Below are 25,692 nucleotides of genomic sequence, written 5' to 3'. Positions count from 1 at the left end.
TATTATCCTCCTAAACCAAGCTTTCTTGTGATTCTCGTCAAACGATCGCCAAATAACTTTTGTGCAAGTCCCGACTTCAGCGACAATGCACCATAGATGACAACACCAACGAAAGCACAAATTAATACATAAAGTAAGGCCTGCATTTTACCATCTACGGGACTGAATGCAAGTAGTCCCTTTAACGTAAAGTGAACAGCTATAAACATGATTACATTGAAAATTCCGATCAGTATTAGCCTTCTAAACACCATTTTGAATTGATAGTGCAGAACTCTCGAGATCACATAAATATTAATCCCCACTGCAACTGTGTACCCAATTGCCGTTGCAGCGATTGCACCGTTCACTTCGAAAAGCTTGATGAGCGGGATATTCAAAATCATTTTTACGAGCAATCCAGCGAGCGAAGTGAATACTATCCACTTATGCTTATCAATACCCTGTAGGATGGCTGCGGTAACAGTGAATAGTCCGAATAGAATCGCAACCGGAGCATATGTTGCAAGGACATCTGCGCCAACCGGGTTATCACTATAGAAAAATGTATAAACTTGATTTGAAAGAACGATGAGCCCAAGAACCATGGGAGCAGTGAGAAACAGCATAATTTGATAAGTTTGATCGAGCGATCGCGTAATACCTTTTTGGTCATTTTTTGTGTAAAATCTTGTAATAACCGGAATCAATGCCATCGAGAACCCAGTCGCGACCATAACAGGAATCATAACAATTTTATGTGTTAAAAAGTTGAGCATCGTAAAATACGTCTTCGCAACTTCTTCTCGGCCAATCGACTCCATTGTCGAGTTGAATGTAATCATATCGACAAATTGGTAAAGTGGATTGACGACGCCGACAAGCACAAATGGGATTGTATAACCAATGACTTCTTTATACATATCAATGAACGTAACATCGCTTGCTGGCGGCCTACTCTCATACAGTTGGTTAAATTCCGGTTTGTATTTCAACCAGTATTTGTATAAAACTACCAGACCAGCCAAAGCACCGATGAAGGCTGCAAAAACTGCAAATTTAACAGCAATCCGTGGGGAAAGATCTAAAACATTTACGACGATAAACGCACCAAGAAGTACGACAATGATTCTGACGATTTGTTCAATAAGCTGCGAAACGGATGTCGGTTCAAACTTTTGATTTCCTTGTAAATACCCACGGACAATACTCATCAGCGGCACGACAAGCAACGCGTAACTTACCCAACGAATGACAGATGTAACTTCGGCAATTGAAAAGTCTTTTTCATCATTTGTGATAACTAGATGTGCAATCGGTTCTGCCAAAAAGAACAATACTAAAAACGACAAAATGCCAGTCATCACCATGACAAGCATCCCTGATTTCATTAACTTCCGTCCGGTTGCATAATCTCCGACTGCATTATATTTCGAAACAAACTTCGAGATGGCCAGCGGTGCACCTGAGATAGCAACTGCTAACGCCAAATTATAAGGTATGTAAGCATATTGGTATAAGCCGATATTTTCTTCTCCAACAATTGCATAAAACGGGATGACGTATAATAAGCCCAACGCTTTTGATAAAAAAAGACCAATTGTTAAAATGGCCGTACCTTTGACAAGATTTGATGACATGTAAGATCCTTCCAATCTATAGAACTTTTCCATTTAAGCTACTTAACAGTTTACCTCCAGCTCGCTCATTACACAATGATTAACTAGGACTAACAGAATACAAGTGTTTACCCTAATTTTATATAAGAAAAACGATTCATTACGAAAGACATTGCTCACAGACACTTATACTGTACGTATGTACGTGTTGAATTGACACATCATGTATAATGAAGAAAAAACCGAAAGTGTGGTTCCAACTATGTATGACGTCATTATCGTCGGCGGGGGTCCATCAGGCTTGATGGCGTCCATCGCTGCGGCAGAGCATGGCAATAAAGTGCTGTTGCTCGACAAAGGAAAAAAACTCGGCAATAAATTATCAATTTCAGGTGGTGGGCGTTGCAACGTGACGAACCGTCTTCCACTCGAAGAAATTGTGAAAAATATACCAGGAAATGGCCGCTTTCTATACGGTCCGTTCTCTGTTTTTAACAATGAAGACATCATTGCATTTTTCGAAGGACTTGGCGTACCGTTAAAGGAAGAAGATCACGGACGGATGTTTCCTGTTTCGAATAAAGCAAAAGATGTTGTAAATGCCCTCTTACAAGAAATGGACCGCCTTCACGTTGACGTACAATTGTCCACACGCGTGAAAAAACTTTTAATGGATGATGAGCGGATATTGGGCGTCCGTCTTGAAACCGGTGAAGAGATCCGAGCAAACGCAGTCGTTGTGGCTGTAGGCGGAAAAGCAGTGCCGCAAACAGGCAGTACAGGAGATGGCTATCCATGGGCTGAAAAAGCAGGACATACCGTAACGACACTTTACCCGACGGAAGTTCCATTACTTTCCAATGAACCATTCATTGAAACGAACGAGTTACAAGGACTCGCACTCCGTGACGTCGCGGTTTCCGTGTTAAATGCAAAAGGCAAAACACTTGTTACCCACCAGATGGACATGCTTTTCACCCACTTCGGATTAAGCGGCCCAGCCATTTTACGTTGCAGTCAGTTTGTCGTAAAAGAACAGATGAAAAACGGCAAACAACCCGTTGACATGCGAATCGACTCTCTTCCTTCTTTGAATAAAGAAGAGACATTCCAGACAATTCACGCGATGTTAAAGGAAGATCCTAAAAAAGCAATCAAAAACAGCCTAAAAGGCATTGTGCCTGAACGATGGCTCCTCTTCCTTTTCGACCAAGCAGGCATTGATCATTCAGACGTAGGAGCAGGTCTTTCCAATGAAAAAATACGGAAACTTGCTAGCTTACTAAAAGAATTTCCAATGACCGTCAACGGCACACAACCCATCGAAAAAGCGTTTGTAACCGGTGGAGGAGTTTCCACAAAAGAGATTGAACCAAAAACGATGGCGTCCCGTAAAAAAGCCGGGCTTTACTTCTGTGGAGAAATTTTAGATATTCACGGCTACACGGGTGGCTATAATATTACATCAGCACTTGTTACAGGAAGAATTGCCGGAATGAATGCAGGCGCATTTGCCGAAAAACAGTAAGTGCACATACGTTAACACCAGGGAATAAGCGCCCTGGTGTTTTTTGTTGTTATGTATTAAACGGCTTTCTAGCATGAAAGTTGCCTTCTCTTGTATGCGACTTATGGTTAATTGATAAATGAGTTTTTATGAGATGCTTAGACGAATAAACCGGCATTCTATTATTCACGGAAATCGTTATCACCGATTTGAAGGTGGTTATCACCGATTCTCGGACCGTTATCACCGTTTCTCGAACGTTTATCACCGATTCTCAGGCAGTTATCACCGATTCGGACCAGTTTATCACCGATTCGTCATTTTTCAGTGGAAGAAGCAATCTAAGGAGAGGGCATTTCACGTTACCACCGATTCAGATGAGTTTACCACCGATTCATCATTTTTCAGTGGAATCAATTACTCACCGGAACGGTATTTTGCGTTATCACCGGTTCGAAGGTGGTTACCACCGATTCTTGGACCGTTATCACCGGTTCTCGAACGTTTATCACCGATTCTCAGGCAGTTATCACCGATTCGGACCAGTTTATCACCGATTCGCCATTTTTCAGTGGAAGAAGTAATCTAAAAAGAGGGCATTTCACGTTACCACCGATTCAGGCGAGTTTACCACCGGTTCTCACCCATTTACCACCGTCTCTAGACCGTTTACCACCGATTCAAGCAACTTTACCACCGATACTCCATTTCCAAGTGAAATCAAACGCTCATCCTCGATCTTAATATGCGTTATCACCGCTTACACGTGTTTTATCACCGCTTGACTGACCGTTATCACCGCTCAGCGACAATTTATCACCGCTTGTCGGCCATTTATCACCGCTTATCACCGTTTTATCACCACTTATCCAGTTAATGGAACATTATCACTTGAAAAATGGACAATCCAACACCTCAACACCTACCCCTTCTCCTAAACTTCGCGATCACACACTCTCTAACACTACTCCAACAAATTCCACAAGCAAAAAAATCCGCGGAAAAGGCATATACCCTTTCCACGGATTCAATTTCATCCTACAGCAACAATGTTCACTAATCTTCCAGGAATCGCAATGACTTTCTTCAGCTCTTTCCCTTCAATCCATTGCTTCACTTGCTCATCTTCCAATGCAACTTTTTCGAGATCCTCTTTTGTAATATCTTTTGCAACCTCAATTTTCGCACGGACTTTCCCATTGATTTGAACGGCAATTTCCACAGTATCGTCTGTCAGTTTTGATTCATCGTAAGTCGGCCAAGCGACATACGCAATTGATTCCGTATGGCCTAACTTCTCCCAAAGTTCTTCTGCTAGATGCGGAGTGATTGGCGAAATCATAATGAGGAAGCCTTCGACAAATTCTTTCGGAATTGAATCAGCTTTATAGCCTTCATTAATAAACACCATCATTTGAGAAATCGCTGTGTTATTGCGCATTCCTTCAAAGTCTTCCGTTACTTTCTTGACGGTTTGGTGATAGATTTTTTCAAGTGATCCACCTGGTTCGCCACCGATTTTCGCGCTAAGTGTGCCATCTTCATTCACGAACAAACGCCAGATCCGATCAAGGAATCTGCGTGAACCTTCAAGACCGTTTGTCGACCATTCTTTGGACGCATCAAGTGGTCCCATGAACATTTCGTACAGACGTAGTGTGTCCGCACCGTGTGAATGAACGATATCATCAGGGTTAATGACATTGCCGAGTGATTTGGACATTTTCACATGCCCTTCTCCTAAAATCATTCCTTGGTTGAAGAGTTTTTGGAATGGCTCTTTCGTTGGCACAACACCGATATCGTAAAGCACTTTATGCCAGAAACGTGCATACAACAAATGAAGTACCGCATGTTCTGCACCACCGACGTAAATATCAACCGGTAGCCAACGTTCAGCAAGCTTCGGATCGATTAGCATTTCCTCGTTATCCGGATCGATGTAACGTAAGTAATACCAGCAGCTTCCTGCCCATTGCGGCATCGTATTTGTTTCACGGCGCCCTTTCATTCCTGTCTTCGGATCAACGACATTTACCCACTCTTCGATATTAGCAAGTGGTGATTCGCCTGTTCCGCTCGGTTTGATATTGTCCGTTTTCGGTAACATCAATGGCAATTCAGACTCGTCAACAGGTGTCATTGTACCATCTTCCCAATGGATGATTGGAATTGGTTCACCCCAATAACGTTGTCTCGAGAACAACCAATCACGTAGACGGTACGTGATTTTCTTTTCGCCTTTGCCTTGCTCTTCAAACCATGCAATCGCTTTTGCAATTGCTTCTTCTTTATCCAGACCGTCAAGGAATTCAGAGTTAATATGCTTCCCATCGCCTGTATACGGTTCTTTGGAAACGTCGCCACCCGCCACAACTTCAACAATCGGTAAGTTGAACTCAGTCGCGAATTCATAGTCCCTCTCGTCATGCGCAGGTACCGCCATGATTGCACCTGTGCCGTATGAAGCAAGGACATAATCCGCAATCCAGATTGGCATTTTTTCACCGCTCGCAGGATTAATGGCATACGCGCCCGTGAATACACCCGTCTTCTCTTTTGCTAAATCTGTTCGTTCTAAATCGCTTTTCGTTTTGACTTTATCCAAATACGCTGCGACCGCTTCCTTCTGTTCAGCCGTCGTAATTTTATCAACAAGCTTATGCTCCGGTGCTAAGACTGCATAAGTCGCACCGAAAATCGTATCGGGACGCGTTGTAAATGCTTCAAATGACAAATCTGTTCCGTCAATTGCAAACGTCAATTGTGCACCTTCGGAACGGCCAATCCAATTGCGTTGCATGTCTTTCAAGCTTTCTGACCAATCTAGGTCATCCAAATCTTCTAGCAAGCGATCTGCATATTCCGTTATACGCAATACCCATTGACGCATCGGACGACGTTCAACCGGGTGTCCGCCACGTTCAGAAACACCGTCAATCACTTCTTCGTTTGCTAGGACTGTTCCTAACGCCGGGCACCAGTTAACAGGCACTTCGTCGATGTACGCCAAGCCTTTTTTGTACAATTGGATGAAGATCCACTGTGTCCATTTATAATATTTTGGATCCGTCGTGTTCACTTCACGGTCCCAATCATAGGAAAAGCCAAGATCATTCATTTGACGTTTGAATGTTGCAATGTTTTTCGCTGTAAATTCAGCAGGATCATTCCCTGTATCAATTGCATACTGCTCAGCCGGCAAACCAAACGCATCCCAACCCATTGGATGCAACACATTGTAGCCTTGCTTTCGCTTAAATGAACTTAGAATATCCGTTGCAATATACCCGAGTGGATGACCGACGTGCAATCCCGCACCGGAAGGATAAGGGAACATATCAAGTGCATAAAACTTCGGTTTTGTTTCATCATCGACCAATTTATACGTTTTATGGTCTTTCCAATAGTCCTGCCACTTCTTCTCAATCTGTACATGTTTATAACTCATTCAATTCATTCCTTCCCATTGACACGATTTGCGCACGGCATTTTGGGAATAAAAAAACTCCCGTCCCTTAAAAAAATAAGGGACGAGAGGTATTGTTACTCCCGCGGTGCCACCCAAATTGACGACGATGTCGCCCAACTTGATTCCTTAACGCGGAAAACGGCACCAGCTACTGATCTTTCACCGATACAGGCTCATAGGCGAGTTCATCGTCGCGTCATACAGGCTTGCACCTTCCGCCTGCTCTCTTGAATGACTAAAGCCGATTACTATTCCTCTTCAACGCCAACGCTATTTCATATCATTTTATTGTAGTGTACCCGATAAAGTTCCGAATTACAACTAATCATTTCAAGGGATTACGCTAATTCTTTGACAATCAATTCCGCTTCGGTAGAATCAATAACATCTTGAACCGTAAAGCCTTCAAATACTTCTTTCAATTCCAAGCCGTCCGGTGTCACTTCTATTAACGCACGCTCGGTAATAATTTTATGCACGACACCTTTACCCGTTAATGGTAGTGTACACGCCTTCTTAATCTTTGGAGATCCGTCTTTTGCTGTATGATCCATGATGACAATGATTTTCTTTGCGCCATGCACGAGATCCATTGCACCGCCCATCCCTTTAATCATCTTGCCTGGAATCATCCAATTCGCCAAGTCACCTTGTTCAGAAACTTCCATACCTCCGAGAATTGCCACGTCTACATGGCCTCCACGAATCATTGCAAATGACTCTGCACTATTGAAAAAGGAGGAACCCGGAATCGTTGTCACGGTTTCTTTCCCCGCATTAATTAAATCTGGATCGACTTCTTCTTCCGTCGGATACGGCCCAATCCCAAGTAACCCGTTCTCTGATTGCAGAACAACCGTCTTGTTGTCTGAAATGTAATTAGCAACGAGTGTCGGCATCCCAATTCCAAGATTGACATAATCGCCATCTTTAATTTCCTTTTCTGCACGTCTTGCAATCCGTTCCCTGAAATTGATTTTCGTCATCGTGAACATTCCCCTTCCTTATCGAGTTGTCAATCTCTCAATCCGCTTTTCTTGTTTAGCCTGCAACAGACCTTGTACATAAATGCTTGGTGTATGGATCATTGCAGGATCAAGTTCTCCGATTTCTACAAGTTCTTCCACTTCTGCTATCGTCACACGACCTGCCGCTGCCATCATCGGATTAAAGTTTTGAGCCGTTTTGTTATAAATGAGATTTCCGATTTTATCCGCTTTAGCCGCTCGAACGAGAGAGAAGTCTGCTACTAACGCTTCTTCGAGAACATATTCCTTGCCGTTGAATGTACGAATCTCTTTGCCTTCAGCTACAGTCGTTCCAACCCCTGCTGGCGTGTAAAATGCTGGAATTCCTGCACCACCTGCTCGGATTTTCTCCGCTAACGTTCCTTGTGGCGTCAGCTCTACTTCAATTTCTCCAGCTAACACTTGGCGTTCAAATTCTTTATTCTCACCAACATAAGACCCTATCATTTTCTTAATCTGTTTTTCTTTTAATAAAAGACCTAATCCCCAGTCATCTACGCCACAGTTATTCGAAATGATTGTTAAATCCTTTACTCCTTTTTCAACAAGCGCCAAGATGAGCTGTTCAGGGATTCCGACGAGACCAAATCCCCCCACCATTAATGTTGCCCCGTCTTCAATTTGTGAAATCGCTTCCATCGCTGTCGAATAGATCGGTTTCATTTCGCGTTCCCCCTTCAATTCAGTAAATGGTTCTCTCTTCATTTAATCAAACTATTTCGTAAGACGCAATCTTCTAAACTGAAAACCGGGAAATCAATATCGATTTCCCGGTTTGATAACTCCTATTCTAGCTACTCTTTCTGCTCGAAATTTCGCAATGGACGATCATACAACACGGTTGTCAGCAAGGTAAACGCCATGAAGCTCGTCAGTATGAGTAGCATAATTTTCATGTCATACATTGCAACAAGCACACCACCTGCCCACGGACCAATCATCCGCCCAATTGTGGCTGCCGAGTTAACAATTCCTTGATAAAAACCGTCTCTGCCTTTCGGGGCAAATTGGCTAGCAAGCGTTGGAATCGTTGGCCATACAATCATTTCACCAAATGTCAGAATAACCATTGACACGATGAACATTTCAAACGTCTCCGCAAAACTGACAACAATAAAAGAGAGGGTAAAAATGCTTGTGCCAATGAACATTTGCATTTTCAACTGGTGCTCCAACCGCTTAATAAGGGGTTTAATCAGCGGCTGACCTAAAACAATCAGCAATCCGTTTATCGTCCAAATGAAACTATATTCCCTTAGTGAAATGCCAAGAGACAACGCATGTGTTGAAATAGTTGTGGCCCATTGTGAATACACAAGCCATGTAATCAAATACCCTGACACAAGGATGAGCAAAGCGTAAAAGGGCGCTTTATGTTAGATTCGACCCGCTTCCCGAATAACATCCGTATGACGGTCCGGTGCAATATCAAGGTTTTTATAGCCGAAATACGCAATCGCTAAAAACACGATATAAAATACCAGATTCGCAAAAAATATATAATCGATATGAACAGATGCTACTAATCCCGCTAGTGCAGGTCCAATGGCGACACCTACATTTTGAGCAAGGTAAATGGCATTGAATGCTTTTCTTCCACCTTCCGGCCAAACAGAACCGACCATGGCAAACATACTTGGAAAAATAATGCCGCCACTAAATCCTAAAATCGTCAAAAAGATGATGTATGGATACCAACTATGATCATAGACAAGATAAACAAGAGCTATGATGGACAGTACAATTCCTGCCATAATGGATTTAAATCCGCCTATTTTGTCAAATAAAAAACCACCGAGCAGATTTCCGACAACGCCTGCCCCGGCATTCGCCATGAGGACAAGACCGGCAACCGCCAATGACTTATCAAGGTATTCATGCATATAAATTGTATTTAACGGCCATAGAAATGAGTTACCAATAACATTCACTAACATCCCTATGACGAGCAGCCAAACTTTTTTAGGCAATCGCAATCGCCTCCATTCCGATCATCTTCGTTATGACTTCGGGATTCTTCATTATGTCTCATGAATAGACAATGAGGAAAATCCATTTACAGTCAATATTTTGAGTGTATGCCTTTTTTCCCGCATTCACAAGATAATCAGAATAAGTTTCACAATTCAGATGATGCCATCCCATTGCCGCATGTTACAATGAAGTTGCTCATTTGATCAGTAAAAAAACAGAAAGAGGTTCATATACATGCGTCAAATCCGATTACATAGAGTTTTACCATTCGCGAAAAGGTTGCTAGCCGAAACCGTAGTTGCAGGAGAAACCGTTGTCGATGCAACGGCCGGTAATGGAAACGATACCGTTTTCTTAGCGGAGTTAATTGGTGAAGAAGGAAAGGTATTTGCATTCGACATCCAACAAGCCGCTCTACGCGCAACGAAAGAAAGATTAGCTGGCTTGGCTAATCGAGTGGATTTGGTGTTAGATAGCCATGCACATGTGGACCGATACGTGCAAAAGCCTATCGGCGGAGCGATGTTCAACTTAGGGTACCTCCCTTACAGTGACGATCCAACCATCATTACAAAACCCGAATCCACTATTGAAGCGATTCATAAACTCCTTGCACTGTTAAAAAAAGGTGGAATCATCACTGTATCTGTCTATGACGGACACGAAGGCGGACCACAAGAGCGAGATGCGTTACTCCAGTACGTAAAAACGTTACGGCAGGCGGACGTCCATGTTATTCGATACGAATTGTTGAATCAACGAAATAACCCACCATTCTTGATTGCCATAGAAAAAGTCAGGGAATTTGATGAAGTAATTCTAATGGAAAATTAAGTAACCGCGTAGGGACAATGTAGATTTTGTCTCCACGCGGTTTTAGTACATACTGATTCGGTTACGTTAGATTTCTCGAATATCCGCAATCGGACAAAAAGAACGGAAGTCCTTGCGATCTAGCAAAGCAATCAATTTACCCGCGACCTCTTCTGCACTACTCAACTTACCTTGTTCCTTATAATCAACAAAGCGGTCAAGCAATGGAAAATCCGAGGCATCACTCGAACGAATTGTTTCTTGCATCCCGGTGTCGATAATACCTGGAGCAATGGACATCACATCGACAGGATAGGTTGCAGATTGCTGTTCGATTGCAGCGACTCTTGTGAAATGGTCTAATCCTGCTTTAGTCGTACAATAAACACCCCAACCTTCATACGCATTCCTTCCCGCTCCAGACGAGATAGAAACAATACGCTTTTGACCACGGAAGCTCTTCAACTTTGAAATGAAAGCATTTGACAATACCATCGGAGCTGTCAAATTCAACGCGATAGCTTGCTCCATCTGCCTAGCAGTTACCGTTCCAATTAGACCAATCGGCTCTACAGTTCCAGCGTTATTAATCAAGGTAAATGAGGTCGCTTTCTGTTCATATTCTTCAATAATTCGATGAATCGTGTCTTCTAAGTTGTCGGTTTGGGTTAAATCAGCCTCAATGAATTTCTCAATCCCCGATGTTTTCGTACGAGCAACGCCAATTACTTCATGTCCTCGTTCTGTTAACTGCTGGCACAATTCAAACCCAAGCCCTTTTGAAGCACCCGTTACAATATAAATATCCATTATCATTCTCCTTCCGTATAAGCGGCTAGCCACTCATTCAGCGACGAATCATCTAATCGTTGTTGCACCTTCTCTTTGAAGTTCGACGGTTCGCTCAACGTTGTAAAATCGTCTCCAAACCACTTCTCCACTCGATCCCGACTCACCTTAAATGATTGATCTTGGAATTTCAATTCTATTTCTTGAAGGTTACCAATTAACACAAATGCAGCAGTTGTATTATAAATTACCGCCTGTTCAGCAATACCATCCAGATCAGAAGTAGCTATCGGATAATGAACGAGGAGATAAAAGCGATTCGAATCCATTTCAATCGTCCCTTTATGTTCGTTCAACGGCAAAGCTTCAAAGAATGCATTCGTATTTGATGCATCTCCCATATGGGTAGTTCGAAAAGACAGCATTTTTTCGTAATCATGTGTTAAAGGATCTTGCTGAAGCTTCTCCTCACCGACTTTAGCCTTGTCTGGAATTTCAAAGTAAGCAATCCATATGTATATTGGTACAACAAGCAATATAAGTAGACCGATAATCATTCTGCGTTTATCCATTGCCATTCCCCCACTTACCCGTTTCCTACTAGTTTACCACGAATAGTTGATAAGTTGAAAAAATAGTAAAAGCCAACCCCTCTGTCATTAAAGGGATTGGCTAAACAGTTCTTATTTTAGAATCTTTATTTTCACGTCTTTACGTCCCCACTTGAACGCTTCGCTTTTTGTTGGGAAAAAGACGTCAATTTTATTTCCTTTAATCGCGCCGCCGATATCTCCTGCTACCGCATACCCATATCCTTCCACGTAAACTTTTGTCCCTAATGGAATTATTGATGGATCGACCGCGATGACTTTCGCATCTGGATTGCGTTTTAGATTAATGCCAGTTGCAGTAATTCCAGAACAACCGTTACAATTGGCAGTATATGCACTTGCTGATACCGTTAATTCTTTTACCACATTACTTTCATTGGATCTCGATGGTGTTTTACTTGCAGCTTGTGTTCCACCATTTGTGAGTTTTAGAGCTTGCTTTGGATAAATCGTGTTTGATGTTAATCCGTTCCACGCTTTTAGGTCTGTTATCGAAATGTTGTAAGCTTTGGCGATGCTGTAAAGGGTGTCACCTTTTTTGACTGTGTACGATGAAGAAGCGGCAAAACTTTCGGTCGTTCCACCGATCAATAAAACTACTGTAAAAATGAACGTCACAATATGTTTTTTCAAGTTTTCTACTCCTTACTTTTTAGTCTATCCATAGATTATCAGCCTTATATTACAGCGACGTTACAAAATATATCCATTCGCATTACAAATCCTAGCCAATTATTACAAGAGGAGGCGCTTTAATTTGACGGAACTTTCAATAAGAAAGGCAGAAATACATGAAGCAAAACACTTATCCCACTTGCTTTCAATGTGTCAATGGTTCACTTATGAGGATCTTTATTCAAGCGCTTATATTGAACGTCTCATATTGAAATATTACAATGTCGAACGGATAAAACAGGAAATTACAACAACCGACAGAAGCTGGCATGGCTACGTCATTGCTGAAAGTCGCGGGAAAATCGTTGGTGCAATTGGTGGAGGAATGATTGATGAAACTACAGGAGAAATTTACGTCTTCTATGTAGATCCTAAGGAGAGAGGCTTAGGTGTGGGCACAAGGCTGTTGAATTTCTATACAAAACTTCAAAAGCATCTGTATGGTGCAAGTGAACAGAAAGTTGCAGTGGCCAAAGGGAACAAGTATGGCATCCCTTTTTATGAATCAAGAGGATTTACATTTTCACACGAAGATCTTGCTTATGGTGCCTCCGAAGAAGAGCATGACATATCGTTAATTTATAAACGAAAAATTTAAATGCAATATATTGCATATCTCCACTTTCCATAAACAGTTATTTCCTGTATACTTAAACTACAAATTGCAGCAGGAAGGTGACTGTATATGCCGATACCTTCGGAACATCAAAAAACCACACGTAAAACAGCAAAAGAAAGCGCATTCAATCAACTTCAACAATGGATTATTGATGGGACCTTACAACCTGGTGAAAAGCTGAATGATGTAGAATTGGCAGACGCACTCGGTGTAAGTAGGACACCCATTCGCGAATCGCTTCAATTATTGGAAGTACAAGGTTTCGTTAAAATGTATCCTGGGAAAGCAACACAAGTTACGGAAGTGAATAAAGACTCCATTAATGATCTTCTGCCTCCATTAGCTGTATTACAGGCTCTAGCAGCAGAATTAGCAATTCCCCATTTACAGGAAGAATCGTTACGAGAACTTGTCCAAACAAACGAACGATTTGCGCAAGCTGTTCGATCAAAAGACTATTATTCTGCCTTAAAAATTGACGAGGAGTTTCATCAGATAATTGTCGATATTGCATGCAATCCATATATACACCAAATCATCTCTTCGTTGCAGACACATGTGCGACGGCTCTTCTTCTTGAACTCCATCATCTTAACGGAAAAATCGATTGATGAGCATTCAAAGATCATTGAGCTCTTGAAAGAAGGAAAGGCGGATTTGGTTTCATCTGTCATGCGCGAGAATTGGCTCAGAGCGATTGATGAATTTCGCTCATTGGAAACAGAGTGATTAAAAATTTTATGGAGTATGCCACAATACAAAATCAATCGAGCACTTCCTGAATTCGAAGCTGTAAAGATAAAAAATGCATGAAGGCTCATTGTCCTTCATGCATTTTTTTATTTCTTACGTTAACTTCATGACTCTTGCGATAACCCCTGTTACAACCATGACAGCGAGTACGGGCAATAACCAACCTAGCCCTTCGCTATAATAAGGTAATACATTTGTATAAAACGATACAATTGACGTTAACCAGTTCGGCCATTGCTCCACTGTATAGCCAAGCGTTCCGTATAATGTCTTTACACCATCAATTGTACTAATTGCAAGAGCAACAACTGTTGCACTGATATACACAAGTCGAGCATGCTTAAATAACGGTGACGTGAACGTCAATAACATAAGAACGACTGCTAATGGATAAAGGAACATTAATACTGGAATCGAATACGTAATAATGTTTGACAATCCGAAATTCGCAACGATGAAACAGAATGTCGTGAAAATCGTGACAAACATTTTATAACTGATTGAAGGAATGATCGTTGTGAAATACTCTCCACAAGCTGTCATTAAACCAATACTTGTCGTTAAACAAGCCAAGATAATGATAATTGCCAACATGATTGAACCAAACGTACCGAAGTAATGGGCAGCTGCGCCACTTAATACAGGACCACCCGTATCAAACAATCCAAACTTCTCAGTCGTTGTCGCGCCTAAATAAGCGATACCAACATACAACAAGCCAAGGAACCCAGCAGCAATAACACCCGTTTTAGCTGTTGCTGATAAAATCTGTACTTTGTCCGTCACGCCCAGCGCTCGGATTGCATTTATGACGATGATTCCAAATACAAGTGAAGCCAGGGCATCCATTGTATTATAGCCTTCTGTAAAACCTTTCATGAATGCTCCGGAAGCATACGCATCTTCTGGAGATTGGAATGAACCAATCGGATTCACAAATGCCATCACTAATAAAACAAGCAGTAATACTATGATTGCAGGAGACATCACTTTCCCGACCCGATCAACAATTTTAGCCGGATTTAATGAAAGCCACAAGGTTACACCAAAAAATACAAGTGTAAAAATGAAAAGAGCCGTTCCTTGTGCACTTTCAGGAATAAATGTTGCAATTCCAATATCAAACGCGACCGCTCCTGTACGAGGTGCCGCAAAAAACGGTCCAATCGTCAAGTAGAGCAACGATGTGAATAACACAGCGTATACAGGATGCACCCTGCTCGCCAAATCCTGCAAGTTGCGGCTACCTGAAAAGCCCATAGCTAGAATACCTAAGAACGGTAAACCCACACCGGTAATAAGAAACCCAATAACCGCCGGCCAAAGGTTCGTTCCTGCGTATTGTCCTAATTGTGCCGGAAAGATTAAGTTACCTGCTCCAAAGAACAGAGCAAATAACATGACGCCAATTAAAAGAAAAGATGAAAAAGACAGTTTATTTTGCATAGAATGATAGAATCCTTTCTTCTTGTAAGTTTATCTTGATGCATATGCAATATATCGCTGGCATTTATCATACGTGGACAAACCACTAATTGCAACAGCAAATTATTATTTAAATATATTATCAATTCATAAAATACAAGTTTATAAAAAATCCAAACGAAAGATGACTAACAAATGGACTTTTGGATGCCTTATCCGTTCATTCCTATACAATATACCGTTTATTTATTCATCTATTTAATTTTAACCAAAATAAACCATTAAGACACACACCGTATAAAAAAGAAACAGACGCGTAAGACGGAGTAAACTACGATTCGTCTTACGCGACTGATTTATAACTAAAAAAACGTATCAACTGACTATCAGCGCATCATTTTAATATAAATTTTGTTTCACTATGTCCTTCGTTCGATTTACGAACCTCTAGTATTGCCGGCAACGCCTTCTTCAATTCCTCAACATGGGAGATGACACCGATCATCCGACCTGATTTTTGTAAATCGATCAACGTATCCACTGCCTTGTGAAGCGATTCTTCGTCTAACGTTCCAAATCCCTCGTCGATGAACATTGTTTCGATTGATACTCCACCTTGGAAACTTTGTATAACATCCGCCATTCCTAACGCAAGACTAAGCGAGGCATTGAATTTTTCTCCCCCTGACATTGTCTTTACGTCTCGATTTTGCCCTGTATATGCGTCATATACATCCAACCCTAGGCCACTTTGTTTCCCTCGTATTTCTTGTCTTTCGCTACGCATCAACTCAAATTGGCCATTTGACAGGTTATGCAGTCTACTATTTGCGGACTGGATGATTCGCTCCAAATAATCGATTTGAATAAACCGTTCAAAGGATAGTTTCAAGTGATTATGCCCCCTGATAACATCATGGAGACTCGTCAGTTTACTCACTTTACGCTCTAATTCTTCAATCCCTTCAGACGCGTTATGCAAGTTGCTTCTTAATTGATTGAGCGCTTTTCCATATTCTATTGAACCCTTCCACTCTGTCAATGCTTGTTCGTAAGCATCTTTTAAGCGGTCTACTTGTTCGGCCAGTATGGACGTGTCCATTTTCTCTTTGCCTTTGAGACTCGTTTCCAGCTCCACAATTGCAGTTTTTGTTGCATGAAGGTCCTCATTAAACCGTTTTACTTCCTCTTTGTACATGCGCTTTTCCGCTTCCGTCAACTTTGCGTTTCGGTATGCCTCTTCAGAATTAAAATCCGATTGGTGTAAAGCGTCTTTATAACGTGCTTCAGCTTGCTGCTTCTTTTGTACATACTCATGGACCGCTCTTTCAACGTACTGTTGAGTATTTTTTGACGTCGCAAGTTTTTCCTTCGCTTCTTCCTTTTTCTTCTGAATAGCTATCCACGAAGCTTCCAATTTATCTTTATGCATGGCTACTTTTTGAATTTCCGCTTCCAATGCAGGCAAGCTTCTGACCTCTTCGGGTATAGACGTTATTTCACGTTGCAACAAAGCGGATTCTCGTTCATACTCCAACTTCCGTTCAGCTAATTGCTTTTCGATAGCATGTAATTTTGTTGTCCAATCTGCCACTTCCTTCTCAAAGGAAGACAACTGTACTTTCATGAGCGTACAGGCACTTTTTTTCTCTTTTAACACTTGTACTTTTGTAGCTATTTCCTCTTGCTTCCTTTTCACTACTTCTGCAGAGTCAGTAATTTTTTCTTCCGCCATTTCCTGTTCCAGTGCGGTGGATTGTTCTTTTATTGTTTCCAGTCTAGCCTCTGCCACACGTAATGATCGTTCTACTTCTGTTAAGTGTGCCCGCTTGTTCTCGAGCTGTTCTCGCGAAACTGCTTCTCCTTCTCTCTGTGCATGTTTTTCAGGATGGTCCACACTGCCACATACAGGACAAGGTTGCCCCTCTTGCAAAGCATGAGCTAGATGCGCAGCTTGATTGCTCAACCAATTGTTTTGTAACCCTTCAAACTCTTCTTTCGCTTTACGAAAAGCACTTGAAGCATTCATTGCAGTCTGTGTACAACTTGCTAATTCTGCTTGTAATTGTTCATGCTTTTCAACAATTTTGACGTCTGTTACATACTTGTTCAGTTGCTCGACAAGCATATCGAAAGGCACAATCGCTTCTTCAACATCGGCAATTTGCTTTTTCAAAAGTGTTTGCTGTTCTTGATAAGTAGAGGCCTTTTCCGCAATATAATGATGATCTGAATGAAGCTCACGTAAATGTCCAAGCAATTGGTGGACATGTGCTTGTTTTGCCGCTAATTGCGTGACGGCTGGCAAGTGATGACGCAGTCGAATAAGCTTTTCTGAAGCCTCATTCCGTTCAGGTTCTTGACGCTCAACCTCACTGTACACTCTTTCGATTTCCGCTAATTGTGCCATTGCAACATCTACTTGTTCAGTAGTTTTTTCAAATTCTTGCCTCTTAGCCAAAACTTCTTGCTCTTGTTGTATATAATAGGATTCGATTTCGTGAATGATTGCCGCACGGTCTGCATCGGCAAGTTGTTTCTCTTTCAGTTGAATGTGTGGTTGTTGTTGTTCTAATGTTTCAAGCGTCGTCTTTCGTTGTTCGAGCAAAGCAAACTGTTCATTCGTGTTTTTTGCTGAATGATACGTTTCGAGCAAAGCTCCATGCTTATTGTGTGCCTCTGTGTATAGCTTTTCATCTTCCACAGCTTTTTCTGTATAATACAAGATCTCTTCGTCCAGCCCTGCAAGCACTTGAGACGTTAGCATATATTCATTCCGTAGCACTTCAAATAGCAATGATTCTCTCGTTGGTACGATTGCAGTGATTTGTTGAATAAAGTGATCAGCTTTCGCTTTTTCATTTGTCAACTGCAACGTAGCCGTATCTTTCCTTTTTTTCAACACTTCCACTATGCCTCGATAATCGTCAGTCTTAAAGATTTTCCGTAAAATCGTTTCTTTGTTTTCTGTATCTGACGTTAGAAACTTACGAAATTCCCCTTGAGGCAGCATGACAATTTGACTAAATTGGATTTGTGTTAATCCAAGTAGTTCTTCAACTTTCCGATTAATTTCTGAAACGATTTGGCGATCCACAATCGGTGTTTCACCTTCTGCTGTCAGTTCAAACAATTCACATTTGGCGGATGTCTCGGATTTGTTTCCTTTTTTGATGTATGGGATTTGACGCATGATTCGATAGGTACGTCGATGAATCGTAAATACTAATTCGACTGCCGTTTGAATGGCATCATCCGCAAAGTCACTACGCAACGACCGGATATCTGTCCGGTCTTCCCCACTTGCTTGTCCATAAAGTGCAAAACAAATCCCGTCAAAAATCGTTGTCTTACCTGCACCTGTCGCCCCAGACACGACAAACAATCGATGGTTTTCTAGTTGTCTAAAATCGATTGTTTCTGTCCCCTTGTATGGTCCAAAAGCGGTCATTGTCAATCGAATTGGCTTCATACGTCATTCCCACCTTTCACTTCTTGGAGTACTTCGGCGAAAATCCGTTCAGTTTCTTCATCAGGTTCTACATCGTTCATTTGTGTATAAAAATAACGGAATAACGTCTGGTCATTCGGCTTTTCTTGTATCCCACGTTCGTGTTGTTGCAAAGTCGCAGCCGTTGTGCGCATCAGTTTCCGTTCGATATGCATCGCATTAGGAAATATCGACTTCACTTTTTCCATTGGAAATAAAACAGGTGATTCATCTCGCAATTTTACAAAAACAAAGTCATCACTAGGAGGAAGCGTTAAGATTTCTTCCATATGTCCTTCCACTGTACGCATGTCGTGCAATGGATAAAGCTCTCGTTTCTCCACTGAAACTTTACCATCCGCATCCATTTCAACGATGTAAAATCCTTTTTTATGATGTTCTTCCGATATCGAATATTTCATGGGTGAACCAGCATAGCGTATTTGTTCATTCAACACATAATGCGCTTGGTGTAAATGCCCTAAAGCTGTGTAATGGAACGGCTTAAAAAGATGTGCAGATACATACTCCGCACCCCCGATTGCCAACGGACGTTCTGAATCACTCGTGTTCTCTTCCTCTTCACCATGTGGCGTTACAAACGCATGTCCAACAAATACATGGCGGGCATCTTGATCGAACGTCATTTCACCAATCACTCGTTGCATAGCAGTCGTAAAATCTACAATCGTGTCATCTTCATAGATTTGCCTGCAGATTGAAGGGTCAGCATAAGGAACGAGATGGAAATGTACTTCGCCATGCGCATCTTTTAACACGATTGGCTTTATTGGACGTTTAATGCGCCCTTCAATGTAATAACCATTTTTTCGCATCAATTCACTACCAAAATCCAACCGACTAGGACTATCATGATTTCCAGCAACCGCTATAACAGGTGTCTCTAAATCTACGACAATTTCCTTCAATACATCATCCAGTAAGTTCACTGCATCCGTTGGCGGCACCGCCCGATCATACAAATCACCTGCAATGACGACGACATCAGGCTTCTCCTCTTTTACTGCTTCAATAAACTGCTGCAACACATGTCGCTGTTCTTCAGTCATATAAATACCTTGTACGAGCTTTCCTAAATGCCAATCAGCCGTATGGAAAAATTTCAACTGCCTCTCCCCCTGTTACTGTTCTACCTTTTATTTTACAGCAATTGTGTAGAATTGATAGCGCTTGATTCGCGCGTATGGATATGTAGTTTTTGGGAGATGGCGCTTGTGATACGGCGCGAGTGTTGGGATGCGAGCGCTTTATGTTGTGATACGGCGCGAGTATTGTGATGCGAACGTGGTACGTTGCGATGCGACGGCTTTACGTTGTGATGCGAGCGCTTTATGTTGTGATACGGCGAGAGTGTTGTGATGCGAACGAGCTACGTTGCGATGCGACGGCTTTACGTTGTGATGCGAGCGCTTTATGTTGTGATACGGCGCGAGTGTTGCGATGCGAACGAGCTACGTTGTGATGCGACGGCTTTGCGTTGTGATGCGAGCGCTTTACGTTGTGATACACCACACACAAAGCGAACACAAAAAGGACACCTGTATCAGATGTCCTTTTCGCTGTAGGATATACTCAATCCTCTATTGAGGAGAGGCATAAGGTTCATGGAGTTTTACTTTTCATTTCTATATCGAGTATAACACAATAAGTTGCACGAAGGAAACTTTTGTATACTAAACTGCAAATTACGTAAAAACAACTACTTGCCTTCATATTCTATTTGTACAACACGTGTTAAGAATCACGAACAACTCACGCAACAACAAAAACCGCCTTTTGCCAATATGAAAGCTGGCGAAAGGCGGTTTAACGTTTAAGTTCAATTGTTTTCAAAAAATACTTTTTCCGTATTGTACTTCGCACGCATCGTATTGATAATATACGTTTCGTAAATTTCTCTTTCCATTGCATCTTCTACAATGATCACTGAGATTTTCACAACTTCATCACGATGGTTTTTTAATGGTGAAACGTTATCTTCTAGGTGTTTCTTAACACGCTGGCGTAATTTACGAGCCTTCCCAGCAAGTAAAAGTTCATCCCGTTTATTATAAAATAAAATAAGACCGCCTTTATCACGTGGAATTTCATGAAGATCTACAAAACCGTTAATTGGTTTAATAGGAACTTCTACATTACTTTTTTGTTGTCGTTGTTCAATTGTAACATCCGGTTGCGGAATTGTAATTGAGATCATTATATCTTCACGTCCTCTTCTTTTGTGAACTTACATCCTACCATAGATTGCTCAAATTTGCGAAATCCAAGACATATGTATAAGCCCTTTATGTCCGTTCAGCGTTATGATTTTCTTATCCACCATTCATGTCGCCAGTACTACTTCTAAACGCCCTCTCATAAAGTGTAAAACTGACTTTGGAAGGAGTGTGTATAATGCGCGAGTTTCCAGTTTGCATTCAGACAAAAAAACTGCCTCATACCTCATCAAATATACGTGTCAACTATCCTGTCGTTACCCAAATGAACAATCATACAGTTCAACAAAAAATCAACCATACGATCATTCATACACTAAATAAGATGCTTGTGGATCAATATTTTTATGAAGATTACTTAGTGGAATTGATTGCTTACTATGAAATTAAGACGAATGAGCGAGGGGTTCTAAGCTTAAATTTAATTGTTTACTCGGACACCGGCGGAGCGCATGGGTTGACAGTAATCCGTTCGCTGACATTTGATACGAAAACCGGCAAGAACTATGAGTTGAGCGAACTGTTTAAACCAAATAGCGGCTATGAGAAGGCAATCAATACGATTATTCAACAACGTATTAAAGATTGGGACATTCAATTATTAGATCCTCCTGCCACTGAAATACGCAGTAACCAAGATTTCTATATTGCAGATGTAACGCTAGTGATCTACTTCCAATTATACGAGATTTCTCCTTATGCATCCGGTTTTCCTTTCTTCCCAATCCCTATCTTAGATCTTGCTCCTTACATTCAACCAGGTAGCCCGCTGGAAACGATGATGTCTTTCACGTAAAAAGCGCGCAGTTCTTAACTGCGCGCGTTCTTCTTTATTCTCCAGACAACATACAATGCTGCAGCAAGAATGAGCATACCGGCGAGAATAATCTTCGTTGCACTCCCATTAAGTAGTCCATCGTTGTGTTCGTCTTTTTTAGCATTGCTTCCTTCAATTTTTTGACCTTTACCCAGTTCATTCATATCTTCTGTCGCATTTGAAAGATTTGTCGTTCGTTGGCAAATACTCGTCGAAAGTGTACTCTTATTATTCATATCTCCTAACGAAGCGTAAACGAGATACGATTGACCAACTTCAAAAGGAAAACCGCAATCCCCATCATGATAGCCTGTCGTTACACTAACTTCTGACTGCTCTACGCCTTTCCAGCTTTCATCCACTGCAAAGTACACGGTAAACCCATACCCATTCAGCAGATTTTTGTTATCAACAATTTTAATCACTTCGCCACTAAATACAGCTTCTGCGTCATGTAAAGCTTCTTCAGGAGGTGGCGGCATAACACATGAACAAGCGGACACTTCTAATGAATTTCCACCTACAATGAAGACAACTACCAAACACAACGCAATAAATAATCGCTTCCAACCACCCATTTTAAAACCTCCCCATTTACAGAGTAGACGAAGTAGACTGTCATTTCGTTTCAAAATAAAAACCGAAATTCACACCTTGAAAATGGAGTTTCTACAGCAGTTAACAAACAGGTTTGATTAGGGATGGGTCATTGTATTTGGGTGAATTGACAGCAGGTGATATTTCATATGCCTCCATTTGGTCTTCATCAAACGATTGCAACATATTCCCCAGGAAATGAATATCCGTAATAGATGGATCCAACCATTTCGCTTCTTCTTCCTTCTTTAGAATAACAGGCATCCGATTATGAATCGGTTTCACAAGGTTATTTGGTTCAGTAGTAATCGCGGTACACGTGTAAATCGTTTTCCCGTCCGGAGATTGCCAAGACTCCCAAAGACCTGCGATGCCAAACATGCTATTGGACTTCAGTTTGATGCGCATCGGAATTTTTTCTCCATCTTTTCGTTGCCATTCGTAAAATGAATCGGCGGGGATGATACAACGACGCTTTGTAAATGCTTGTTTAAAACTCGGTTTCTCAGCAATCGTTTCTGCCCGCGCGTTGATCATCTTATACCCGATCTTTTCATCTTTCGCCCATGGAGGAATTAACCCCCACCGTAAATATCCTAGCCGATTTTTAGAGCCGTCGTTAATAATCGCAGCGACTTGTTGAGAAGGGGCAATATTATAACTAGGCATGTACTCACTTTCCTCGAAAGCCGATTCAATTGAAAAACGCTCAATAATGTCGTGATAAGGAGCAAACAATGTAAAGCGACCGCACATAGACATCCTCCTTTGTTTTGTAAGACAATTTAGTTAATGGTATCATGAATGTACGAAAGAATCATGGTAGATGAACAGAGAGGATGAAATTGTTGAAAAGAACATTGGTCATTAGTGACATTCATGGAGAGTTAGATTTATTAGAAGAATTGTTAATAGAAGTAGGTTATGATCCAAAAGTAGACCAACTCATCTTATTGGGCGACTATATTGACAGAGGACCTGATTCTAAAGGAGTCCTTGAGAAAGTAATTGCTCTAAAAAAGGAAGGTGCGATTGTTTTACGCGGCAATCATGAAGAAATGATGATTAAAGCGTTAACGACAGACGAAGAGAAAGCTTGGAAACATTGGACAGATCGGAATGGCGGTAAACAAACACTAGAGAGTTATGGATTTTCTGAAGATGTATTCATCGTGAAAGATGATGACTTTGTCAAACCGACACTTCAATCGTCTACATTGAATGAACACCTTCAATTCATTCAGTCATTGGATTATTATTTCGAGTGGGATGATACCATTTTTGTCCACGCAGGCGTTCATCCATCTAAGCCGATAGACGAAACTGACCCACATGAACTCGTCTGGATTCGCGATGTTTTTCACAATGGATATTGTGGAGAAAAGACAGTCATTTTCGGCCACACGCCTACAAAGAATTTACATAATGATAAATGCAATAATGGTGTCTATTATGGTGAAAATCGGATTATTGGCATTGACGGGGCTGCAGTGTATGGTGGCCAGCTGAATTGTCTTCAATACCCTGAAAACCGTACATTCTCTATTAAAGCAAAGAATAACGCTGAGGAATTAATTACAACTCGATAACTGGTAGGTTCAAAAAACAATAAAAACCGCATGTCGCTGAAAGTCTTAAAGACTCCGGCTCCATGCGGTATTTCACATTCTCTATTGGCACTGATCCAATTTAGGCAACAAGACAGATTACAAGTCTTTCTTCTTTCTACTCGCTTTCTTTTTGACTGCTTTCTCGATATTCTCAAACCTTCGAATATCTCTTGGCCGTACGGTAATCGGTTCCTTGCTTAATAATTTCCCGAGAGAAAACATGATTAGAATAATGAATAGTGTAAATGGCAATGCCGATACGAGCGAGGCTGATTGTAAAGCTTCCAATCCACCGGCGTACAAAAGGACCGCCGCTATCGCTGACATGAGGAATCCCCAAGTCATTTTAACAATTAGTGGTGGGAATAAACTTCCCCGCGTTGTCATACTTGCTAAAATATACGTTGCAGAGTCTGCAGATGTGATTAAGAATGTAAAGATTAAAATAATCGCTAAAACAGACATCAGTCCTGTTAACGGCAAATGCTTGAACGTCTCAAAAATTGCTGACGTTACATCCGCATCCACCGCTTCTGCAATCTTTGTTCCGTTGTTCATATCGCTATACAATGCTGTTCCACCGAGTGTAGCAATCCACATACACGAAAATACGGGTGGAATGACCATAACTCCCGCAATGAACTCCCGCATTGTACGGCCTTTGGACACCCGAGCAACGAACGCTCCGACAAAAGGAGACCAGGCAATCGTCCAAGCCCAATAGAAAATTGTCCAATCTTGCACCCAGTTTCCACCTTTGTACGGTTGCAAACGCAAGCTGTATTTAATGAAATTATTAATGTAATCGCCAATTGCAAGTGTAAAACTTTCTAAAATAAATACTTTAGGGCCCACGATAAAAAAGAATACAAGCAACACAATCGCCATGCCTAAATTGAAATTCCCTAAATACGCAATTCCCTTCTTCAAGCCGGTTGATGCAGATAGCATATAGGAAAAGAAAAGGACTACGATGATCATCATTTGGACGAAGAACGTGCTTTTCATATTAAACACTTGTTCAAGTCCTCCACTCATCTGCAACACACCCATTCCGAGTGACGTTGCAATTCCCATTACAGTCGCAATGACAGCAAAAGAATCAATCCCATTTTTCACAATTCGGTTTGATCCAACGAGTGGCTCCAAAGCTGTTGACACAAGGCCATCCCTCTTCTTTCTGAACTGAAGAAAAGCGATCACAAGACCAACAATGCCAAAGATGGCCCATTGGGATACCCCCCAATGGAAGAATGAATACCCCATCGCTACACGGGCCGCATCTTCTGACTGTGCTTCCACTCCGTTAATGGGTGAAGCGAAATAATGACTCATCGGTTCGGCTACACCCCAGAAGACAAGACCTACGCCAAACCCTGCAGAAAACAACATACCGATCCACGTGAAGAAGGGATATTCCGGTCGCTCCGAATCTCCACCTAAACGGATCGCTCCATATTTACTGATCGCAAGTGCAACAAGGAATGCAATAATGACAAATACCGTGAGCAAATAGAACCAACCAAAGTTGGTCGTTGTAAATGTGTATAAACGATCTGCAACGTTGCCAAACGGCCCGGGTATGGATGCTCCTAGCACAACTAATAGCAAGATGACAATTGATGAAATTAAAAATACCGGATTCCTTAAAAATGTCCTATCCAAAACGTAATCGAC

The 25,692-nt window shown here is 41.5% G+C and carries 21 protein-coding genes, 1 pseudogene and 1 other annotated feature; of the genes and pseudogenes, 7 read left to right on the top strand and 15 right to left on the bottom strand.

Translation table 11 applies throughout. From position 1 onward, the window contains the following. Positions 1 to 2: 2 nt before the first annotated feature. Positions 3 to 1,619: a putative polysaccharide biosynthesis protein gene (locus QT711_RS06470; RefSeq protein WP_317942760.1), complete on the bottom strand. Its 1,617-nt coding sequence runs from the start codon at positions 1,617 to 1,619 to the stop codon at positions 3 to 5. Positions 1,620 to 1,860: 241 nt separating this feature from the next. On the opposite strand from QT711_RS06470, the gene QT711_RS06465 reads away from it, so the two are divergent. Together QT711_RS06465 and QT711_RS06460 are read left to right on the top strand one after the other, a co-directional pair. Beyond that, positions 1,861 to 3,126 carry a BaiN/RdsA family NAD(P)/FAD-dependent oxidoreductase gene (locus QT711_RS06465; protein ID WP_317943011.1) on the top strand — a complete coding sequence of 422 codons (1,266 nt, stop codon included), beginning with the start codon at positions 1,861 to 1,863 and terminating at the stop codon, positions 3,124 to 3,126. Between the two features lie 133 nt (positions 3,127 to 3,259). After that, a complete protein-coding gene (locus QT711_RS06460) occupies positions 3,260 to 3,694 on the top strand; it encodes a hypothetical protein (RefSeq protein WP_317942759.1) in 435 nt (144 codons plus the stop codon). A gap of 444 nt (positions 3,695 to 4,138) precedes the next feature. Here QT711_RS06460 and leuS read toward each other — a convergent pair whose 3' ends face one another. From leuS to QT711_RS06440, 4 genes and pseudogenes are all read right to left on the bottom strand, one after another. Further along, positions 4,139 to 6,556, bottom strand: coding sequence for a leucine--tRNA ligase (gene leuS, locus QT711_RS06455; RefSeq protein WP_317942757.1), 2,418 nt, complete (start codon positions 6,554 to 6,556; stop codon positions 4,139 to 4,141). A gap of 75 nt (positions 6,557 to 6,631) precedes the next feature. Then, positions 6,632 to 6,848 (bottom strand) — a binding site (T-box leader). 67 nt (positions 6,849 to 6,915) lie between these two features. Beyond that, positions 6,916 to 7,563, bottom strand: a complete 648-nt coding sequence (locus QT711_RS06450; RefSeq protein ID WP_317942756.1) for a CoA transferase subunit B — start codon at positions 7,561 to 7,563, stop codon at positions 6,916 to 6,918. Positions 7,564 to 7,581: 18 nt separating this feature from the next. Continuing rightward, positions 7,582 to 8,268 carry a CoA transferase subunit A gene (locus QT711_RS06445; protein WP_317942754.1) on the bottom strand — a complete coding sequence of 229 codons (687 nt, stop codon included), beginning with the start codon at positions 8,266 to 8,268 and terminating at the stop codon, positions 7,582 to 7,584. A gap of 131 nt (positions 8,269 to 8,399) precedes the next feature. Then, positions 8,400 to 9,575 (bottom strand): annotated as a pseudogene (locus QT711_RS06440) (MDR family MFS transporter). Positions 9,576 to 9,822: 247 nt separating this feature from the next. On the opposite strand from QT711_RS06440, the gene QT711_RS06435 reads away from it, so the two are divergent. Then, positions 9,823 to 10,413, top strand: a complete 591-nt coding sequence (locus QT711_RS06435; RefSeq protein ID WP_398295742.1) for a class I SAM-dependent methyltransferase — start codon at positions 9,823 to 9,825, stop codon at positions 10,411 to 10,413. A 66-nt stretch (positions 10,414 to 10,479) separates the two neighbouring features. On the opposite strand, the gene QT711_RS06430 is transcribed toward QT711_RS06435, so the two are convergent. From QT711_RS06430 to QT711_RS06420, 3 genes are all read right to left on the bottom strand, one after another. Continuing rightward, positions 10,480 to 11,202 (bottom strand): SDR family NAD(P)-dependent oxidoreductase, encoded by a 723-nt coding sequence (locus QT711_RS06430; protein ID WP_317942750.1) that lies wholly within the window; start codon positions 11,200 to 11,202, stop codon positions 10,480 to 10,482. A 2-nt stretch (positions 11,203 to 11,204) separates the two neighbouring features. Further along, positions 11,205 to 11,753: a DUF4825 domain-containing protein gene (locus QT711_RS06425; RefSeq protein WP_317942748.1), complete on the bottom strand. Its 549-nt coding sequence runs from the start codon at positions 11,751 to 11,753 to the stop codon at positions 11,205 to 11,207. Positions 11,754 to 11,864: 111 nt separating this feature from the next. After that, the gene (locus QT711_RS06420) at positions 11,865 to 12,425 is read right to left on the bottom strand and encodes a 3D domain-containing protein (RefSeq protein WP_317942746.1); all 561 of its coding nucleotides are present in this window, start codon (positions 12,423 to 12,425) and stop codon (positions 11,865 to 11,867) included. 124 nt (positions 12,426 to 12,549) lie between these two features. On the opposite strand from QT711_RS06420, the gene QT711_RS06415 reads away from it, so the two are divergent. Together QT711_RS06415 and QT711_RS06410 are read left to right on the top strand one after the other, a co-directional pair. Beyond that, positions 12,550 to 13,065, top strand: a complete 516-nt coding sequence (locus QT711_RS06415) for a GNAT family N-acetyltransferase (protein WP_317942744.1) — start codon at positions 12,550 to 12,552, stop codon at positions 13,063 to 13,065. Between the two features lie 87 nt (positions 13,066 to 13,152). Continuing rightward, positions 13,153 to 13,815: a GntR family transcriptional regulator gene (locus QT711_RS06410; protein ID WP_317942742.1), complete on the top strand. Its 663-nt coding sequence runs from the start codon at positions 13,153 to 13,155 to the stop codon at positions 13,813 to 13,815. Between the two features lie 117 nt (positions 13,816 to 13,932). On the opposite strand, the gene brnQ is transcribed toward QT711_RS06410, so the two are convergent. The 4 genes from brnQ to QT711_RS06390 form a co-directional block, all read right to left on the bottom strand. Beyond that, on the bottom strand, positions 13,933 to 15,285 hold the full coding sequence (brnQ, locus tag QT711_RS06405) for a branched-chain amino acid transport system II carrier protein (protein WP_317942740.1): 1,353 nt from the start codon (positions 15,283 to 15,285) through the stop codon (positions 13,933 to 13,935). Between the two features lie 373 nt (positions 15,286 to 15,658). After that, the gene (locus tag QT711_RS06400; RefSeq protein WP_317942739.1) at positions 15,659 to 18,736 is read right to left on the bottom strand and encodes an SMC family ATPase; all 3,078 of its coding nucleotides are present in this window, start codon (positions 18,734 to 18,736) and stop codon (positions 15,659 to 15,661) included. Further along, a complete protein-coding gene (locus QT711_RS06395; RefSeq protein ID WP_317942737.1) occupies positions 18,733 to 19,881 on the bottom strand; it encodes an exonuclease SbcCD subunit D in 1,149 nt (382 codons plus the stop codon). Before QT711_RS06395 ends, QT711_RS06400 begins: the two co-directional genes overlap by 4 nt. A gap of 713 nt (positions 19,882 to 20,594) precedes the next feature. Continuing rightward, entirely contained in the window at positions 20,595 to 20,972 is a 378-nt protein-coding gene (locus QT711_RS06390; RefSeq protein ID WP_317942735.1) for a nucleotide excision repair endonuclease, read from the bottom strand. Between the two features lie 197 nt (positions 20,973 to 21,169). Here QT711_RS06390 and QT711_RS06385 point away from each other — a divergent pair, with 197 nt between their 5' ends. Continuing rightward, positions 21,170 to 21,787: a DUF3298 and DUF4163 domain-containing protein gene (locus tag QT711_RS06385; protein ID WP_317942734.1), complete on the top strand. Its 618-nt coding sequence runs from the start codon at positions 21,170 to 21,172 to the stop codon at positions 21,785 to 21,787. Positions 21,788 to 21,801: 14 nt separating this feature from the next. Here QT711_RS06385 and QT711_RS06380 read toward each other — a convergent pair whose 3' ends face one another. After that, on the bottom strand, positions 21,802 to 22,386 hold the full coding sequence (locus tag QT711_RS06380; RefSeq protein WP_317942732.1) for a hypothetical protein: 585 nt from the start codon (positions 22,384 to 22,386) through the stop codon (positions 21,802 to 21,804). A gap of 100 nt (positions 22,387 to 22,486) precedes the next feature. After that, the gene (locus QT711_RS06375; protein WP_317942730.1) at positions 22,487 to 23,161 is read right to left on the bottom strand and encodes an SOS response-associated peptidase; all 675 of its coding nucleotides are present in this window, start codon (positions 23,159 to 23,161) and stop codon (positions 22,487 to 22,489) included. Positions 23,162 to 23,253: 92 nt separating this feature from the next. On the opposite strand from QT711_RS06375, the gene QT711_RS06370 reads away from it, so the two are divergent. After that, on the top strand, positions 23,254 to 23,994 hold the full coding sequence (locus QT711_RS06370; RefSeq protein WP_317942728.1) for a metallophosphoesterase family protein: 741 nt from the start codon (positions 23,254 to 23,256) through the stop codon (positions 23,992 to 23,994). 117 nt (positions 23,995 to 24,111) lie between these two features. Here QT711_RS06370 and QT711_RS06365 read toward each other — a convergent pair whose 3' ends face one another. After that, positions 24,112 to 25,680 carry a BCCT family transporter gene (locus QT711_RS06365; protein WP_317942727.1) on the bottom strand — a complete coding sequence of 523 codons (1,569 nt, stop codon included), beginning with the start codon at positions 25,678 to 25,680 and terminating at the stop codon, positions 24,112 to 24,114. Between the last annotated feature and the right edge of the window lie 12 nt (positions 25,681 to 25,692).

The sequence above is a fragment of the Sporosarcina saromensis genome, assembly GCF_033253735.1.
GTDB classification, from domain to species: domain Bacteria; phylum Bacillota; class Bacilli; order Bacillales_A; family Planococcaceae; genus Sporosarcina; species Sporosarcina saromensis.
The sequence above is the reverse complement of the archived record's forward strand: the minus strand, read 5'-3'. Positions and strand labels throughout refer to the sequence as shown.